At 40.4% G+C, this 18,433-nt stretch carries 14 protein-coding genes and 1 pseudogene; 14 read left to right on the top strand and 1 reads right to left on the bottom strand.

Annotated elements, in window-relative coordinates:
• Positions 1-4 precede the first annotated feature (4 nt).
• The 12 genes and pseudogenes from ilvC (at position 5) to yihA (ending at position 15,225) form a co-directional block, all read left to right on the top strand.
• Complete coding sequence (ilvC, locus tag J2S05_RS13900; protein WP_306983786.1) at positions 5-1,027, top strand: ketol-acid reductoisomerase; 1,023 nt, start codon at positions 5-7, stop codon at positions 1,025-1,027.
• A complete protein-coding gene (locus J2S05_RS13895; RefSeq protein WP_306983784.1) occupies positions 1,014-2,561 on the top strand; it encodes a 2-isopropylmalate synthase in 1,548 nt (515 codons plus the stop codon). Before ilvC ends, J2S05_RS13895 begins: the two co-directional genes overlap by 14 nt.
• Positions 2,562-2,575: 14 nt before the next feature.
• Entirely contained in the window at positions 2,576-3,658 is a 1,083-nt protein-coding gene (leuB, locus tag J2S05_RS13890; protein WP_306983782.1) for a 3-isopropylmalate dehydrogenase, read from the top strand.
• 27 nt (positions 3,659-3,685) lie between these two features.
• Positions 3,686-5,113: a 3-isopropylmalate dehydratase large subunit gene (gene leuC, locus J2S05_RS13885; RefSeq protein ID WP_306983780.1), complete on the top strand. Its 1,428-nt coding sequence runs from the start codon at positions 3,686-3,688 to the stop codon at positions 5,111-5,113.
• A gap of 5 nt (positions 5,114-5,118) precedes the next feature.
• Entirely contained in the window at positions 5,119-5,697 is a 579-nt protein-coding gene (leuD, locus tag J2S05_RS13880) for a 3-isopropylmalate dehydratase small subunit (RefSeq protein WP_306983778.1), read from the top strand.
• 157 nt (positions 5,698-5,854) lie between these two features.
• Positions 5,855-6,919 (top strand): tetratricopeptide repeat protein, encoded by a 1,065-nt coding sequence (locus J2S05_RS13875; RefSeq protein ID WP_306983777.1) that lies wholly within the window; start codon positions 5,855-5,857, stop codon positions 6,917-6,919.
• A 158-nt stretch (positions 6,920-7,077) separates the two neighbouring features.
• Positions 7,078-8,370, top strand: a complete 1,293-nt coding sequence (tig, locus tag J2S05_RS13870) for a trigger factor (protein ID WP_306983774.1) — start codon at positions 7,078-7,080, stop codon at positions 8,368-8,370.
• A 374-nt stretch (positions 8,371-8,744) separates the two neighbouring features.
• Positions 8,745-8,894 (top strand): annotated as a pseudogene (locus J2S05_RS13865) (ClpX C4-type zinc finger protein); the annotation flags it as partial.
• Between the two features lie 119 nt (positions 8,895-9,013).
• Entirely contained in the window at positions 9,014-10,288 is a 1,275-nt protein-coding gene (clpX, locus tag J2S05_RS13860) for an ATP-dependent protease ATP-binding subunit ClpX (RefSeq protein WP_306983773.1), read from the top strand.
• Positions 10,289-10,440: 152 nt separating this feature from the next.
• A complete protein-coding gene (gene lonB / locus J2S05_RS13855; RefSeq protein ID WP_306983772.1) occupies positions 10,441-12,111 on the top strand; it encodes an ATP-dependent protease LonB in 1,671 nt (556 codons plus the stop codon).
• A 208-nt stretch (positions 12,112-12,319) separates the two neighbouring features.
• Positions 12,320-14,647, top strand: a complete 2,328-nt coding sequence (lon, locus tag J2S05_RS13850) for an endopeptidase La (protein WP_306983770.1) — start codon at positions 12,320-12,322, stop codon at positions 14,645-14,647.
• Entirely contained in the window at positions 14,644-15,225 is a 582-nt protein-coding gene (gene yihA / locus J2S05_RS13845) for a ribosome biogenesis GTP-binding protein YihA/YsxC (protein ID WP_306983768.1), read from the top strand. Before lon ends, yihA begins: the two co-directional genes overlap by 4 nt.
• Positions 15,226-15,469: 244 nt before the next feature.
• Here the strand turns inward: yihA and J2S05_RS13840 are convergent, their stop codons facing one another.
• Complete coding sequence (locus J2S05_RS13840; RefSeq protein WP_306983766.1) at positions 15,470-15,925, bottom strand: LiaF transmembrane domain-containing protein; 456 nt, start codon at positions 15,923-15,925, stop codon at positions 15,470-15,472.
• Positions 15,926-16,206: 281 nt separating this feature from the next.
• Here J2S05_RS13840 and hemA point away from each other — a divergent pair, with 281 nt between their 5' ends.
• The gene (hemA, locus tag J2S05_RS13835; protein ID WP_306983764.1) at positions 16,207-17,589 is read left to right on the top strand and encodes a glutamyl-tRNA reductase; all 1,383 of its coding nucleotides are present in this window, start codon (positions 16,207-16,209) and stop codon (positions 17,587-17,589) included.
• Positions 17,590-17,605: 16 nt separating this feature from the next.
• Positions 17,606-18,421 carry a cytochrome C assembly family protein gene (locus J2S05_RS13830; protein ID WP_306983762.1) on the top strand — a complete coding sequence of 272 codons (816 nt, stop codon included), beginning with the start codon at positions 17,606-17,608 and terminating at the stop codon, positions 18,419-18,421.
• Positions 18,422-18,433: the final 12 nt, after the last annotated feature.

Here is an 18,433-nt window from a genome sequence, read left to right as displayed (position 1 = left end):
TTAAATGGCAAAAGTATATTATAACGGTGATGTTAACGAAGCGGTATTACAAGGAAAAACAGTAGCAATCATTGGATATGGTTCACAAGGTCATGCACATGCTCTAAACCTTCGCGAAAGCGGTGTTCAAGTAGTAGTTGGTTTGCGTAAAGGTAAGTCATGGGATAAAGCAGCAGAGGATGGGTTTGACGTACAAACAGTTAGAGACGCATCAGCTCAAGCAGACCTTATCATGATCCTTCTTCCAGATGAGCATCAACCAACAATCTATAAAAATGAAATTGAGCCTGAATTAACAAAAGGAAAATCACTAGTATTTGCACACGGTTTTAATATTCATTTTAACCAAATCGTTCCTCCGGCAGATGTAGATGTATTCCTAGTTGCTCCTAAAGGGCCAGGTCACCTTGTTCGTCGTACATTTGAAGAGGGTGCAGGTGTACCTGGATTGATTGCTGTATTCCAAGATGCGACAGGTCAAGCTAAAGACACAGCTCTTGCATATGCGAAACAAATTGGTGCAGCGCGTGCTGGAGTTCTAGAAACAACATTTAAAGAAGAAACAGAAACAGATCTATTCGGTGAGCAAGCTGTATTATGTGGTGGAACAGCGGCCCTTGTAAAAGCTGGGTTCGAAACATTGACTGAAGCTGGTTACCAACCAGAAGTAGCTTACTTTGAGTGTTTACATGAATTGAAGCTAATTGTAGATCTAATGTATGAGGGTGGACTTGAAACCATGCGTTATTCAATCTCTGATACAGCTCAATGGGGAGATTTCCAAGCTGGACCTCGTATCGTAACAGACGAAACGAAAAAAGCAATGAAAGACATTCTTTCTGATATCCAAACAGGGAAATTTGCAAAAGGTTGGATTCTAGAGAACCAAGCAAATCGTCCTGAATATACAGCTATTAACGAAGCGGAGAAAAATCATCCAATCGAAGTAGTAGGTCGTGAGCTTCGTGAAATGATGCCATTTGTGAAAGGTAAATCAAAAGGAGTGGTGGGCAGTGCGAAAAATTAATGTCTTTGATACAACCTTGAGAGATGGCGAGCAATCGGCAGGCGTAAATCTTAATTTAGAAGAAAAGCTTGAGATTGCTAGACAACTTGAACGCCTTGGAGTGGATATCATGGAGGCTGGTTTTCCAGCCTCTTCAAAAGGAGACTTCCAATCGGTTCAGCAGATTGCAAAAACGATTAAAAATAGTTCGGTTACGGGCCTGGCCCGTGCCGTACAATCTGATATTGATACGGCTTGGGAAGCCTTAAAAGACAGTGCAGAACCTCGAATTCATGTCTTTATTGCTTCATCACCAATTCATATGCAATACAAATTAAATATGACGCCAGATCAAGTGGTGGAACGGGCAGTACAAAGTATTAAGCTAGCTGCATCAAAGTTTCCACAGGTTCAATTTTCAGCCGAGGATGCAAGTCGTGCAGAACTTCCTTTTTTGGCAAGATTGGTTGAAGAAGCGATTCAAGCAGGAGCGACAGTGATTAATTTACCAGACACTGTTGGGTTCACAACCCCTCACGAAATTGGAAATATGTTTGCTTACATGAAGCAGAATGTTCCAAGTATCGAGAAGGTTATTTTATCTACTCATAACCATGATGATTTGGGTATGGCTGTTGCAAACTCATTAGCGGCTATTCAAAATGGTGCTGGTCAAGTAGAGTGTACGGTTAATGGAATTGGCGAACGAGCGGGTAATGCGGCACTCGAAGAAATTTCAGTTGCTCTTAATATCCGAAAAGACTATTACAAAGCCGATACAGGTCTAACATTAAAAGAAATCAAACGAACGAGTTCATTAGTTAGTAAGCTAGCAAACATGCCTGTACCGGGCAATAAAGCCGTTGTTGGCGCTAATGCTTTCGCTCATGAATCAGGTATTCATCAAGACGGGATGCTAAAGAACAAAGAAACCTATGAAATTATTACGCCGGAGCTTGTAGGTGTGAGTGAAAGTTCAATGGTTCTAGGTAAGCATTCTGGTCGCCATGCCTTTAAGGATAAATTAACCGAACTTGGATTTGCGGGAGACAATACGCAATTCCAACAGATCTTTGATGCTTTCAAAGATTTGTGTGATAAGAAAAAAGAGGTAACAGAAGACGACTTATATGCATTAATGACAGAAACGATGACAGATGCGATTCAAGAGTCTTATGAACTTCAAACGGTTCAGGTTAATTATGGCACTAATAATATTCCAACTGCAGCCATTACAATGAAGCTACCAACTGGTGAAATTACTCAGGAGGCAGCTACAGGATCAGGTAGTGTGGAAGCTATATACAATACGCTTGAGAGAATTATAGACGGGCCTGTCTCACTCCGTGACTATCGAATTCAGTCAGTAAATGGTGGTGGTGATGCCCTGGCAGAAGTGTATGTTCAAGTGAAATATGATGGCATCGAATCCTCTGGAAGAGGAACAGCTCATGATGTACTTGAAGCTTCTGCAAAGGCATATATTAACGCAGTAAATCGAACATTAATCCGTAAAGCCTACGGACAGGAACAGAACAATAAGGTGAACATATAGGAGAGCTGTCTCATATGAAAAAATCGATTACACTTCTGCCTGGTGATGGGATTGGTCCTGAAGTTGTGGCAGAGGCAACACGTGTCTTAGACGAAATTGGAAAGCAATACGGACATGAATTTACGTATCAGAGCGCGGCCATTGGGGGAACAGCCATTGATCAATTTAATGACCCTCTTCCAAGCGATACATTGGCTTTGTGTAAAGAAAGTGATGCGATCTTACTAGGAGCAGTTGGTGGACCGAAATGGGACGCGAATCCTGCTCACCTTCGTCCAGAAAAAGGCTTGTTACGAATTAGAAAAGAATTACAGCTATTCTCTAATTTACGACCTGTTTCGATCTATAATAGTTTGGTTTCAGAGTCAACTATAAAAGAAGAAGTAGTGCGAGATATCGACTTGTTAATCGTCAGAGAGCTGACGGGTGGTCTTTATTTTGGAGAACCGAGCGAGCGCTTGGACATCGATGGAGAAGAGGGTGCGGTTGATACACTCACGTACAAACGCAGTGAGATAGAACGAATCATTCGGATGGCTTTTCAACTGGCAGAGGTACGAGGTGGCAAGGTGATGTCAGTAGATAAAGCCAATGTGTTGGAATCAAGTAGACTTTGGAGACAAATCGCTAATGAAATCTCTGAAGAGTTTCCGAACGTGTCACTAGAACACATGCTTGTCGATAACGCAGCGATGCAGCTTATTCGAAACCCACGCCAATTTGACGTGCTAGTTACAGAGAATTTATTTGGGGATATTTTAAGTGATGAAGCCTCTATGATCTCTGGATCACTTGGTTTATTGCCGTCTGCAAGTCTTAGTGCGGATGGGCCAGGGATCTATGAGCCCATTCATGGTTCTGCTCCAGACATAGCAGGTAAAGGCTTGGCTAATCCCTTAGCTACAATTGCTTCTACCGCGATGATGCTCAAATATGCCTTTCATATGGAAGATGAAGCTCGTGACATTCTAAATGCAATCAATAAAGCCTTAGATTCAGGCATTAGAACGGCAGACCTTGTTTATGGAAATCAAGAAGCTGTGTCTACGTCTGAAATGACGGATGCAGTTCTTCAGTATATAGGATCAACGAAATAACCGATGTCAGAAAGAGGAGGAATGGCAATGGCACCTAAAACAATTATAGAGAAGATTTGGAATGCACATGAAGTAACCGCAGAAGAGGGGAAACCAAGTTTATTATATGTTGACTTGCATCTTGTACATGAGGTTACCTCCCCTCAAGCATTCGAAGGACTTAGACTTGCTGGTAGGAAGGTAAGGCGTCCAGATCTCACCTTTGCGACAATGGATCACAATGTACCGACAGTGAATCGATATGATATAACGGATATGATCGCACGAAAACAAATGGATACACTAGCTGAGAACTGTAAAGAGTTTGGAGTGGAAATTGCCGATCTTAAGAGCCCTGAAAATGGAATTGTTCATGTGATTGGTCCAGAACTTGGCCTAACACAGCCAGGTAAAACGATTGTATGTGGCGATAGTCATACATCTACTCATGGTGCATTTGGTGCCATTGCCTTTGGAATTGGCACAAGTGAAGTAGAGCATGTGCTAGCTACTCAATCTTTGTGGCAGTCAAAACCAAAGACGTTAGAGGTTCGCATCACAGGTACGCTAGGTACCGGTATTTCTGCAAAAGATGTCATTTTAGCGATTATTTCGAAGTTTGGTGTAGATGTAGGAACAGGATCGATTATCGAATTCACCGGTGAAGCCATTCGTGGTTTGACGATGGAGGAACGAATGACGGTCTGTAATATGTCTATTGAGGCAGGTGCCAAGGCTGGATTAATTAGTCCGGACCAAGTGACATTTGATTATTTAGAAGGCCGTTCATTTGTACCTAAAGGAGAGGCCTTTGAGGAAGCAGTTCAGTCATGGAGGGAGCTTGCGACGGATGAAGGAGCTGTATATGATCGTACAGTTACCATCGATTCCTCGGAAATTGAACCAATGGTGACATGGGGAACGAATCCCTCTCAAGGTGTACGAATTTCAGATACGGTTCCTTCGCCTGACGATGCAACAAGTGATTCTGGTCGGAGAGGCATTGAGCAGGCATTAGAGTACATGGATTTGACTCCAGGAACACCGATTTCTTCTATTAAAGTACAACATGTTTTTATTGGGTCCTGTACCAACTCCCGCATCACTGATTTGCGGGCCGCGGCGAGTATCATTCAAGGTAGGAAGGTTTCAGATCATGTTCGTGCATTAGTTGTACCTGGCTCTCAGCGTGTGAAGAAACAAGCTGAGAAAGAAGGCTTAGATCAAGTATTTAAGGATGCGGGATTTGAATGGCGTGAATCTGGATGTAGTATGTGTTTAAGTATGAACCCAGATGTAGTTCCAGAAGGACAGCGTTGTGCCTCTACCTCTAACCGTAATTTTGAAGGAAGACAAGGTAAAGGATCTCGTACTCATTTAGTCAGTCCTGAAATGGCAGCTGCAACAGCGATTGCTGGTCATTTTGTAGACGTCCGAACGTTTAAGACTGAAGCAACCGTACCGGAGAAAGGGTGAGATAGATGGAGCCATTAACTACACACACAGGGCAAACCGCTGCACTAAACCGAGTCAACGTGGATACGGATCAGATCATTCCAAAACAGTTTCTAAAGCGTGTGGAACGAACGGGCTTTGGGCAATTTTTATTTTTTGATTGGCGTTTTCAGCAGGATGGCAGTGATAATCCTGATTTTTCGTTAAACAAACCTGAATCGGCTAATGCATCCGTCTTGATTGCAGGTAATAATTTTGGTTGTGGTTCATCAAGAGAGCATGCTCCCTGGGCTCTTCATGATTATGGTTTCCGTGTTATTATTGCCCCGAGCTTTGCAGACATCTTCTATAATAACTGTGTAAAAAACGGAATGTTACCGATTCAATTAGATGAAGAGACAGTGAATAACCTTTTTACATTTGCTGAAAAGGACATTTATTCATTAACGATTGATTTGGAACAACAATTAGTAACGGGAGAAGGGTTTGAGGCTTCCTTTACCATTGATCCCTATTGGAAAAAGATGCTTCTAAATGGCTGGGATGAAATAGGCTTAACCCTTTTACATGAAAAAGAAATAAAAGCGTTTGAAGCATCTAGGTAAAGGGTAGCATTTACCTACACGAGGAGATATCTTTTTCGATAAAGATATCTCCTTTTTTCAAAAGGAACAATCGTAGTTTGTAATGAGAAGGAGGAACTGATACACTTTACCTAACTTTAGTAAAAAGACTAGTCCAATAGGAGCGGGAGTAAAACGAATGACCGACAAATCACACGAGCAAAACGAATCTAATATCGTTCTTTATCCTGGCTTAGTTCGTAGATTGCTTGAACTAGGTATGGACTCCTTAAAGGCAAAAGATGGTCAGGCGGCCTACGACTATTTTCAGCAAGCTGAAAAAGTAGAGCCTGAGAATCCAAAGGTCCGATTCGGGATGATGCTTAGCCTTGTGGAATTGGGTCGTCTAGATGAGGCTGTGCAAATGACGGATAAGCTACTCAAAGAAGGTACCGGTGATTACTTTGAGAATTTGCAAGTTCATATCTCTTTACTGGTGCAACTATCCCGGTACGAGGAAGTCATTGAGATTCTTGATGCGGTGTTGGCTGAAAATCGTTTTCCACCTCAACACGCGGAGACGCTTTATAAGCTCCTTCATTTTAGCCGGCAAATGACGGACGGTTACTTTTCAACTGAGTTTTACCCTACAGAAGTTGAGCCTGATGATTCGGGGATTCTTCAAACTGAACATCTTCAATCGGATTCTCCAGAAGTGCAATGGCAAGCGATCCAATCCTTAAATAAAGCAAATCTACACAAGGCGACACCAGAACTTATTACGTACATAGAAGACCCGAACAAAGATCTGCTTTTACGCAGCTATGCCCTGCAGCTTTTAATGAAATGGGAGATCTCGAGTGAGGTTACGATCTCAAAACTTGGTCGAACAAAAACCATTGTCCCAGCTAAGCTTGTGGGAAGTGATGGTATGACTGCATTCTCTAATAAGATAAAAGACATCTTATCAGAACAGCTTGAACACGAAAATCCTATTCTTCATGAAATGGCTACACAGCTTATGATTATGCACTTGCTTGTGCTGTTTCCTTTTTTACCCGAAGAGAACGAGGTAAATGTGTATGCAGCTTCGTTCCATTTGTTGGCGTGTGATCGCTTGGCTTTAGATGACCTTGAAGAAGAAATAGCCGATCAATATAGCTGTTCTGTCTCAGATGTTCTTGAGAAAGTAGCAGTAATTGAAGAATTGGAGCAACAGATATTTAAGCAGGGACCGACTGATTTTAGGGATACAGATACATAACAATTACGAACGTAGAAAAAAAATGAAAGTAGCTCCTGCTAATTCAGGCGCTTCCATTGAAAAGCAAAGGCTTTATGTTATAATAGTGTGGTTGTCAATCATGAATAACGGAAAATCAATCGTTTTAACGAACGAAGATATAGTTGGAGGGAACATGTATGAGTGCAAAATGGGAAAAGCAAGAAGGAAATCAAGGAGTCTTAACAGTAGAGGTTGAAGCAGAGAAAGTAACAACAGCTTTAGACGAAGCATTTAAGAAAGTATCTAAAAAAGTAAACATCCCTGGATTCCGTAAAGGGAAAGTTCCACGCGGTATGTTCGAAAAGCAATTTGGCGTAGAGTCTCTTTATCAAGATGCTCTAGATATTCTTCTTCCAGAAGCATATGCAGCAGCAGTTGACGAATCTGGAATTACACCAGTAGACCGTCCTGATATTGATATCGAGAAGATGGAAAAAGGTAGCAACCTTATTTTTAAAGCGACAGTAACTGTTAAGCCAGAAGTTGAGCTTGGCGAGTACAAAGGCTTAGAAGTAGAAGCACAAGATACAGAAGTAACAGAAGAAGACATTGAAGCAGAACTTAAGCATCTACAAGGGCATCAAGCTGAGCTTGTTGTTGTTGAAGACGGAGCTGTTGAAGATGGAGATACAGCTGTTATTGACTTTGAAGGTTTCGCTAATGGTGAAGCATTTGAAGGCGGCACGGCTGAAAACTATTCTCTAGAAGTAGGTTCAAACTCATTTATCCCAGGCTTTGAAGAGCAGGTAATTGGTCTTAAAGCTGGAGAAGAGAAAGAAGTTGAAGTTACATTCCCTGAAGAATATCATGCAGAAGAGCTTGCTGGCCAACCAGCGACATTCAAAGTGAAGCTTCATGAAATTAAGCGTAAAGAGCTTCCTGAGCTAAACGATGAGTTTGCTAAAGATGTAAACGAAAATGTTGAGACTCTAGATGAACTTAAAAAAGAAGTAAAAGAAAAACTTGAAAAGCAAAAGAAAGATACTGCTGAGAACACAACACGTGAATCTCTAATTGAACAAGCAACTGAAAATGCTACAGTAGATATTCCTGAAGCAATGATCACAACAGAAACTGACCGTATGCTTCAAGAATTTGGTCAACGCCTTCAAAGCCAAGGAATGGATCTTGATACGTATTATCAGTTCTCTGGTCAAAATGAAGAAGCAATGCGTGAGCAGTTCAAAGAAGATGCTGGCAAACGTGTGAAAGCAAATCTAGTACTTGAAGCAATTTCTATCAAAGAAGAGATTGAAGTAGAAGATGCAGACGTAGATAAAGAGCTTGAAAAAATGGCTGAAATGTATCAACGTTCTGTTGAAGAGATTCGCACAATCTTCACTGCACAAGGTGGCATTAACAACTTGAAAGAAGATCTAAAAATTCAAAAAGCTGTAGATCTATTATTAGAACAAAGCAAAACAGCTTAATGTTAATTAAAAATAACAAGGTGCGGACTTGGACGCACCTTGTTTTTCTTCCTTATTATGTTTAAAAGAATGTATGCCGAGCGGTTAATTTGAACATGCTTAGGAGACTATACGAAAAATCTTTTCGCAGAAAAAGGATTTTGAGGATGGAATCTTGAATGTATACAGTATCTAGACATACACTAACATATAACCATTGTTCATGTAGTACATGGTTAATGCAAAATCAATCGTACATAGAAGTTGTTATTGTGTGTAGTGCAATTCAAATTGTGCTACAATAGCTGGAACTCATTGCTCATAACATGAACAGATGACTAGAAAGTAGATGTTATGAAGTAAGTTTGAATTGGACCTATTTTAGGAGTGATCTCATAGTGAATAACAACAAAAAAGGACTAACTTGTTCTTTCTGTGGTAAAGCTCAAGATCAAGTTCGTAAAATTGTAGCAGGACCAGGTGTGAGTATATGTGATGAGTGTGTTGAGATGTGCACGGAGATTATTGAAGGAGAGTTTGGATCAAGAACTTAATGACCGCTATTCTTATAAAGTATGGCATGCATCATTAGTTATGGAGATAAGTTAAATCAATAGTCATGATACGTGCGCAAATGATACAATATTTTCTGAGGGGTGATCTCATGTTTAAGTTTAACGAAGAAAAAGGACAATTAAAGTGTTCTTTCTGTGGAAAAACTCAAGACCAGGTTCGTAAGCTTGTAGCAGGACCAGGTGTGTATATATGTGATGAATGTATTGAACTTTGCACAGAGATAGTGGAAGAAGAGCTTGGAACAGAAGAAGAAGTTGAGTTTCAAGAAATTCCAAAACCATACGAAATCTGTGAAGTATTAGATGATTATGTTATTGGTCAAGGGAATGCGAAGAAATCTCTTTCTGTAGCTGTTTACAATCACTATAAGCGAATTAACTCACTAAGCCGTTCTGAAGATGTTGAATTGGCTAAGAGTAATATTTGTATGATTGGACCAACAGGTAGTGGGAAGACGTTACTTGCACAAACATTGGCTCGTATTCTTAATGTTCCATTTGCAGTTGCAGATGCGACTTCTTTAACTGAAGCTGGTTATGTTGGGGAAGATGTTGAGAATATCTTACTTAAATTGATTCAAGCTGCTGATTACGATGTTGAAAAAGCCGAAAAAGGTATTATCTATATTGACGAAATTGATAAAGTGGCTCGTAAGTCAGAGAACCCTTCTATTACACGTGATGTGTCTGGTGAAGGTGTACAACAAGCTCTATTGAAAATTCTTGAAGGTACAACAGCAAGTGTTCCACCTCAAGGTGGGCGTAAGCATCCTCATCAAGAATTTATTCAAATTGATACGACAAATGTTCTATTTATTTGTGGCGGAGCATTTGATGGTGTTGAGCAGATCATCAAACGTCGTTTAGGTAAAAAGATCATTGGATTCGGTTCTGATGTGAAGCAAGAAGAGCTTAAGCCAGGTGAATATCTAGCGAAAGTCCTTCCAGAGGATCTATTACGATTTGGTTTGATTCCTGAGTTTATCGGTCGTCTTCCGGTCATTTCTAGTTTAGAACCGCTTGATGCTAAGGCTCTAGTTGAGATCTTAACGCAACCTAAAAACGCTCTAGTGAAACAATATCAAAAGTTACTTGAGCTTGATGATGTTGAGTTAGAATTCACTGAGCAAGCTTTAATTGAAATTGCAAATAAAGCGATTGAGCGAAAAACAGGTGCTCGTGGATTGCGTTCAATCATCGAAGGAATCATGCTTGATGTTATGTTTGACCTACCTTCGAGAGAAGATATCGTCAAATGTATCATTCATGATAAGTGTATCACTGAAGGTGAAGCGCCAATCTTGAAATCAGATGATGGTACGGAAATTACCATCTCCAATAAAGAACCAAAAGAAAGTGCATAAGAAGAAGGAGGAGCGAGTGATCGCTCCTCCTTTTTTTATTTCCATAAATAGATCTTCCATTAATTACTATAAGATAGTCTCATAAGGCGTAATGAGTCCCTTCGCGTTCGGTCATACTATGTAAAGATTCGACAGCGACAGGAGGCAATCGTGTGAACTGGACAAGTATTGTATTAATCGTACAGCTGTTTTTTGGTGTAGTCATTGGGATTTACTTTTGGAACTTATTAAAAGGGCAGCGTAGTCAACGAGTGAGTATTGACAAAGAGTCCAAAAAAGAAATGGAACAGCTAAGAAAGATGAGAGCTATTAAGCTTTCTGAACCTTTATCTGAAAAGGTAAGACCGGCCAGCTTTGATGACATTGTTGGTCAACGTGAGGGAATTCGGGCACTAAAGGCAGCACTTTGTGGGCCAAATCCACAGCACGTCATCATCTATGGGCCACCTGGTGTAGGTAAAACAGCTGCAGCAAGACTTGTACTGCAGGAAGCTAAAAAGCATGCGGACTCACCCTTTGCCACAAATGCTGTATTTGTAGAACTAGACGGGACAACGTCTCGTTTTGATGAGCGCGGTATTGCGGATCCGTTAATTGGTTCAGTGCATGATCCTATTTATCAAGGAGCTGGAGCCATGGGGCAGGCTGGAATTCCGCAACCGAAGCAAGGAGCGGTATCAAAAGCGCATGGTGGAGTGCTCTTTATTGATGAAATTGGAGAACTACATTCAATTCAACAGAACAAATTATTGAAGGTGCTGGAAGATCGTAAAGTGTTTTTGGAAAGTGTTTATTACAATGAAGAGAACCAACAGATTCCAAGGCATATACATGAGATTTTTCAGAAGGGATTGCCAGCTGATTTTCGATTAATTGCTGCAACCACAAGACGTCCAGAAGAGTTGCCACCTGCGATTAGATCCAGGTGTATGGAAGTGTTCTTTCGATCATTGAAACCAGAAGAGATACTAAGCATCGCACAAAATGCAGCACAAAAGATTCACTTTGAATTAGATGAAGAAGCAGGAAGTAAAGTATCAAAGTATGCAACGAATGGTCGAGAAACGGTTAATGTTATTCAGATTGCATCAGGTCTTTCATTAGCAGATGGACGCAAACGAATTACAGTGAGTGATATTGAGTGGGTGTTACATGCCGGTCAGATCTCACCGCGACCAGAAAAACGGATTCATGAAGAACCATCTATTGGTTTGGTAAATGGGTTGGCTGTATATGGTCCCAATATGGGTGCTTTATTAGAGATTGAAGTGAATGTTATTCCGAATAAACATAAAGGTACGATTAATATAACAGGAATTGCTGAGGAAGAGAGTACTGGGAACCAGTCCCGCTCTATTCGCAGAAAAAGTATGGCTAAAGGATCTGTCGAGAATGTTGTTACGGTGTTAAGAAGAATGGGTCTTCCTACCGCTGATTTTGATATCCATGTGAATTTTCCAGGGGGAGGTCCTGTAGATGGACCTTCTGCGGGTATCGCTATTGCTAGTGGCATTTATTCAGCCATTCATGACCAACCAATCAGGCATAATCTTGCGATGACTGGAGAATTGAGTATTCGTGGACATGTGAAACCAATAGGCGGTGTTGTCGCTAAAGTAGAGGCAGCAAAGCTCGCAGGGGTAACAAAAGTACTTATTCCTTTTGAAAATGCAGAGTCGATCCTTCAAGAAATTGAAGATATAGAAGTTATTCCTGTAAAAACATTAGATGAGGTTCTTGAGCTATCATTGCTTCCATCTGAAAAGGCAGAAACAATCCCTGCACAAGTATCCTTGAATGATTCTGTTGCGACATCTGTATAAATAGACAAAAAAACGTGGATAAGATAGAATTGAGAAAGTGCCTATCAGTGTATGATCTAAAGGCTGACAGCTATCAAAAAGAATTGATATTAGTGTGCGCGTAATACGTAAAGAACGCATAGACTACGATAACAGCACGAGGATTAGGGTCTTGGAGAAACTAATCCTCGTCTGATTTGTCTGGAACAGGATTCGGAGGTGTTTGCGGATGGTCGAAACAGAAAAGAAACGGCATATTCCGCTTCTGCCTTTGCGGGGGTTATTGGTATTTCCAAAGATGGTTCTTCATTTAGATGTAGGAAGAACAAAATCCGTAGAGGCCTTACAGCAAGCGATGGAAGATGACCAAGAGATTTTTCTGTCTACTCAGAAAGAAATTAAGCTAGATCAACCAACTGAGGGAGACATTTATACAGTCGGAACATTAGCTCGTGTAAAAGAAATGACGAAGCTATCTAATGGAACAGTAAGAATCCATGTAGAGGGAATGAATCGTGCCAAAATAGAACGGTACATTACTAATGAAGCCTACCTTCACGTAGAAATCTCTGAACTTAAAGAGTTGGATACAGAAGTTACGGCGGAAGTTCAAGCAATGATGCGTCATGTTATGTCGATGTTTGAACAATTCTCGAAGCTATCTAAGAAGATTTCTGCAGAAACGTTAGCCATTGTTGCAGATATTACGGAAGCTAGTCAATTAACAGATGTCATTGCAGCGAACCTGCCTCTTAAACTGCAGCAAAAGCAGGAACTACTTGAAACGAATTCCATTCACGCTCGGTTAGTCAAACTGATTGATATTCTTAACAATGAGCAAGAAGTTTTAGGCTTAGAGAAAAAAATCAGCCAGCGTGTCAAAAAATCAATGGAAAAAACCCAAAAAGAATATTACTTGCGTGAACAAATGAAGGCTATCCAAAAAGAGCTTGGCGATAAAGATGGCCGGACGGGTGAAGTGAGTAGCCTCAGGGAACAAATTGAGGCAATAGAGATGCCTAAACAAGTGAAAGAAAAAGCATTAAAAGAATTAGACAGATTCGAGAAGATGCCAGCTAGCTCAGCAGAAAGCTCTGTTCTGCGTACGTATTTGGATTGGCTTATTCAATTGCCATGGACTCACGAAACCGATGATCAATTGGATGTCATTCGTTCAGAAGAGATTTTAAACGAAGATCATTTTGGTTTGGAAAAGGTCAAAGAACGAGTTCTAGAATACTTGGCTGTCCGACAAATGACACAAGAATTAAAAGGTCCCATTTTATGTTTAGCGGGCCCACCAGGCGTCGGAAAAACATCATTAGCACGCTCGATTGCACGTTCCCTTAATCGTAAGTTTGTGAGAATGTCTTTGGGTGGAGTTAGAGATGAAGCCGAAATCCGAGGACATCGACGTACGTATGTAGGTGCGATGCCAGGACGACTTATACAAGGTATGAAAAAAGCCGGTTCTGTTAATCCAGTCTTTCTTTTGGATGAAATAGACAAAATGGCAAACGACTTCAGGGGAGATCCATCGTCGGCGCTACTTGAGGTGCTAGATCCTGAACAAAACAATACCTTTAGTGATCACTATCTAGAGGAGCCATACGACTTATCTAAAGTCATGTTTGTGACAACGGCTAACAACCTTAGTACTATTCCTGGTCCATTACTTGATCGTATGGAAATTATCTCAATTGCTGGCTATACAGAGCTTGAGAAAAAAGAAATAGCTAAAAGCTACTTATTTCCTAAACAAATCAAAGAGCACGGACTTAATGGCAACAAAATGCGTCTAACAGAAGATGCATTGCAAAAGGTCATTCGATACTATACACGTGAAGCTGGTGTTAGGAATTTAGAACGTGAGCTCGCTACCCTTTGTCGAAAAGCAGCTAAGATGCTTGTCACAAAAGAGAAGAAACGAGTGAATGTGACAGAGGCGATGGTTGAAACGATGCTAGGTAAACCACGTTATCGTTATGGCTTGGCCGAGGTAGAAGATCAGATAGGTGCGGCAACGGGCCTAGCTTATACATCTGCTGGTGGAGATACATTGTCGATTGAGGTATCTGTGGTGCCTGGAAAGGGTAAGCTGACCTTAACAGGAAAGCTAGGAGATGTAATGAAAGAATCTGCGCAGGCAGCTTTCAGTTACATTCGTTCACGCTCTAATCAATTAAATATTGACCCATCATTCCATGAGAGTATGGATATCCACATTCATGTTCCAGAGGGAGCTACACCAAAGGACGGCCCTTCTGCTGGTATTACTATGGCAACAGCCTTAATTTCAGCACTAACTGGACGTATCGTCAAACGGGAAGTAGGCATGACCGGAGAGATCACTCTACGTGGACGTGTCTTACCTATAGGCGGTTTAAAAGAAAAATCAATGAGTGCCCATCGTGCTGGCCTAAAGACCATTATTATACCTCAAGATAATGAGAAGGACTTGGATGATATTCCTAAAAGTGTACGCGATGAGCTCCAATTTATTCTCGTGTCACACCTAGATGAGGTGCTAGAACACGCTTTAGGAGAAATCAAATGAAAATAACAAAAGTAGACCTCGCTCATATTGCGGTAAAACCAGAACAGTATCCAAAAACCTTTCTGCCAGAGATAGCCTTGGCGGGAAGGTCCAATGTTGGAAAATCGTCTTTTATTAATAAAATGATTAATCGAAAAAGCCTGGCTAGAACATCAGGTCAGCCTGGTAAGACCCAAACTCTCAATTTCTATGAAATTAATGAGAAGATCCATTTTGTTGATGTTCCAGGGTACGGATTCGCTAAAGTAGCGAAGTCAGTACGGGACCAATGGGGAAAAATGATTGAGCAATTTCTCTCAGAACGCGAACAATTAAAAGGAGTCGTTCTTTTAATTGATTCAAGACACAAACCTTCAAAAGAAGACAAGCTTATGTATGATTGGCTTATTCACTTTGATATCCCTGTCATTCTTATCGCGACAAAATGCGACAAAATTGCTAAGTCAAAGTGGCAAAAACATTTAAACATTATAAAAGAAGAATTAGGGAAACGAGAAGAGGATCAGCTCATCTTGTTTTCATCAGAAACAGGCTACGGACGAGAAACAGCATGGCGTGTCATTCAAAAGACTATCTAAGCTAGTGTCTGGGACACAATCCTATTAATGAATGAAAAGGCCAATCATTTAAATGGGTCTCACAGCTACAGAACACTAATTCGGTTTACTGATTAGCTTAAACCAGTGTAGGACATACATGGAAAGCGGAATGTATGTCCGGAGCGGTAGCAATACTCTTATTATGATTGAACAAAAAACCCTAACCAATATGCTGTTTAATGAGCATAATGGTTAGGGTTTTTTCTTAAGTAAAATATCTATCCTATTTTTTCTTCTGATATAATAGCACAATTCCGATCAAGATAAGAACTAGAGGCCAGAAGTAATCTCCAAATGGAAGAAAGGCAGGATTCTGCAGATACGGTTTCCATGGGGACAGCATATATAATGCAAGTAAAAATAGAGCAATGCCTGGAATAAGTCCTTGGTGTTTTGTACGTGTATAAAGGAATAAAAAGGACATGCTAATGATTAGAAGATACATACCTATGTGACTGGGCCAAAAGGATAACCAATTTAACCCATGAAAATGGATAGCAAATCCGATAAGAATTGCTGCGGGAAATGACATCAATCCATCATATTTGCTTTGAAACAACAAAGAAATTCCAATGATGAATAGAATGGTCGGCCAGGTAAGAAGCTCGTTAGCATAAGGAATCTGGAACATTTGAAGCAAGAAATATGCTCCAAGTCCAATAAGTATAATACCAGGCATAATGTTTGTAGACTTTACTTTTCTCAGGGGACATTCCTCCGGTGATTATTTATAAGATAGATACCTAAAAGCAGATTATTTGCACTGATTCAGCAAAAGGCATACCATTAACTGTGGTTCGTTTGTTAGACTATTCGTTTATGGTAGCATAATGAACTAAAAAGTTCACATAAAAGTACGATGAGAATGGCTTGGTACATGTTATACTTATAACGAATGTAACCGAGTACAAAAGTTAGGTAAGCAGTATGGACCGTATTATTTTTGGGGGTGAGCGACACATGCACATAATACTAGTGGGATTAAATTATAAAACAGCCCCGGTTGAAATGAGAGAGAAAGTCGCATTTCAAGAGACGGAGCTCCCCGCAGCTTTAAAACAATTACGTGTGTCAAAAAGTATATTAGAATGTGTCATAATTACAACCTGTAATCGGACAGAAGTGTATGTCGTAGCAGATCAGCTTCATACAGGTCGGCATTTTACGAAAACGTTTCTGTCGGATTGGTTTAATATTTCGAAAGAGGAGATCACACCGTATCTCCAGATTAAAGAAAACGATGTAGCCGTAGAGCACCTTATGCGTGTTTCTGCAGGCCTAGATTCTATGATTCTTGGCGAGACTCAAATCTTGGGTCAAATCAAAAATCAATTTTTGCTTGCTCAAAATGAGCAAGTGACGGGCACGATTTTTAATGAACTCTTTAAGCAAGCTATAACATTTGCGAAGAAGGCTCATTCACTAACGGACATTTCGCAGCAGGCTGTTTCAGTAAGTTATGCTGGTGTCGAGCTTGGTAAGCGAATCTTTGGTAGCTTCCATGAGAAAAATGTTTTAGTGCTTGGTGCAGGCAAGATGAGTGAATTGACGGCAAAGCATTTGCATTCAAATGGAGCAGCTGAGATTACAGTCATTAATCGTACCGAAGAGAAGGCAAAAGAACTGGCTAGTCGTTTTTCTGGAACGGCAAGACCCTTTAATGAGTTAGCTGATGCACTGACTTCAGCAGATGTCTTTATCAGCTCTACTGGTTCACGTGATTTTGTTGTGACCAAACAAGACGTGGCTCTTGCTTTGAAAAAAAGAAAAGGCCGTCCGTTGTTTATTGTCGATATTGCTGTTCCACGTGATATTGATCCGGCTATTGCTGATTTTGATGATGTGTATTTGTATGATATTGATGATCTGCAGAATATTGTTGAATCAAATCTGGCTGAGAGACAAAAGGAAGCCGAAAAGATTGAGTTATTAATAGAAGCAGAGCTCGTTCAGTTTAATCAGTGGCTTACTACATTGGGCGTTGTGCCAGTTATTACAGCCTTACGCTCTAAAGCATTAGCTGTACAAGCTGATACGATGGAAAGTATTGAACGAAAACTGCCACATCTATCTGAGCGTGACCGTAAAGTCTTACGCAAGCATACGAAAAGTATCGTGAACCAATTGCTTCGTGATCCAATAACCCGTATTAAAGAAATGGCAGGCGAAGGTGAGTCAGATGAATCACTAGACTTGGTTACGAAGATGTTTGCTCTTGAGATGGAGTTAGCAGAACAAGAAAAGCAGGCCTGTTTGCGGGCAGCGGAGGATCATTGGGAACAAACGAAGCAGTTGGACTATGCTGCGGTTTCTACGGAAGAAAAGGCGGTTGTTCGCTCCTAAATAAGGAGTCTCTATTATGAGCTGGATTTATCCTATAACTGTTATTTTATACAGCTTTAGTGTCCTCGGATACTTTATCGATTTTTTGTTTAATAACCGGAAAGTCAATGTTGTGGCTTTCTGGTTGCTTTCTATTGTCTGGAGCTTACAGACAGTTTATTTTGTCCTGAGAGCACTGGAAGTGGGGAGATTTCCGATTGTTACCCCATTTGAAGGGCTCTTTTTTTATGCATGGAGCCTTGTGACAATTTCATTAATTATAAATCTGAGGTTTAAAGTGGATTTCCTCATTTTGATTATGAACGTTGTTGGTTTTAGTATGATGACTATTAGTTTGTTTAAGCCACATACGGAAGTGCCTAATTACTTAGCAAGTATGCTTCAGTCAGAGCTACTTGTTCTGCATATTAGTTTTATTTTGCTCTCTTATACGGCATTTACATTAGCTTTCTCCTTTTCGATTTTATATGTACTGCAGCATCAAATGTTAAAGAAGAAAAAATGGAGTAAACGCCTTCAACGATTTGGCTCGTTTCCTCTATTGGAGCGATACTCTTTTCTAACAGCTGCGATTGGTTTTCCTCTTATGTTAATTGGTGTGATCCTAGGTTTTGTTTGGGCGTCAATAGAGTATCATAGCCTTCCATGGCTTGATGTAAAGATTCTGAGTTCTTTGATGACCCTTATCGTATATGGAGCGTACCTTTACCAGCGTGTGGTAAACTATAAACGAGGGTATCAGATCATTTTATTAAATATTGGTGCATTTTTGGTGTTATTAATTAATTATTTTTTGTCAGGACAATACTCAAGTTTTCATATGTGGACTTGAATAGAGATGATC

Source organism: Alkalicoccobacillus murimartini, assembly GCF_030813245.1.
In the GTDB taxonomy this organism is placed as follows: domain Bacteria; phylum Bacillota; class Bacilli; order Bacillales; family Bacillaceae_D; genus Alkalicoccobacillus; species Alkalicoccobacillus murimartini.
The sequence above is the reverse complement of the archived record's forward strand: the minus strand, read 5'-3'. Positions and strand labels throughout refer to the sequence as shown.

Bases quoted from the DNA above. Each gene is read 5' to 3' on its own strand.
- ilvC (WP_306983786.1), top strand. From the start codon at position 5: ATGGCAAAAGTATATTATAACGGTGATGTTAACGAAGCGGTATTACAA.
- leuB (WP_306983782.1), top strand. From the start codon at position 2,576: ATGAAAAAATCGATTACACTTCTGCCTGGTGATGGGATTGGTCCTGAA.
- leuC (WP_306983780.1), top strand. From the start codon at position 3,686: ATGGCACCTAAAACAATTATAGAGAAGATTTGGAATGCACATGAAGTA.
- leuD (WP_306983778.1), top strand. From the start codon at position 5,119: ATGGAGCCATTAACTACACACACAGGGCAAACCGCTGCACTAAACCGA.
- J2S05_RS13875 (WP_306983777.1), top strand. From the start codon at position 5,855: ATGACCGACAAATCACACGAGCAAAACGAATCTAATATCGTTCTTTAT.
- tig (WP_306983774.1), top strand. From the start codon at position 7,078: ATGAGTGCAAAATGGGAAAAGCAAGAAGGAAATCAAGGAGTCTTAACA.
- clpX (WP_306983773.1), top strand. From the start codon at position 9,014: ATGTTTAAGTTTAACGAAGAAAAAGGACAATTAAAGTGTTCTTTCTGT.
- lon (WP_306983770.1), top strand. From the start codon at position 12,320: ATGGTCGAAACAGAAAAGAAACGGCATATTCCGCTTCTGCCTTTGCGG.
- yihA (WP_306983768.1), top strand. From the start codon at position 14,644: ATGAAAATAACAAAAGTAGACCTCGCTCATATTGCGGTAAAACCAGAA.
- J2S05_RS13840 (WP_306983766.1), bottom strand. From the start codon at position 15,925: ATGCCTGGTATTATACTTATTGGACTTGGAGCATATTTCTTGCTTCAA.
- hemA (WP_306983764.1), top strand. From the start codon at position 16,207: ATGCACATAATACTAGTGGGATTAAATTATAAAACAGCCCCGGTTGAA.
- J2S05_RS13830 (WP_306983762.1), top strand. From the start codon at position 17,606: ATGAGCTGGATTTATCCTATAACTGTTATTTTATACAGCTTTAGTGTC.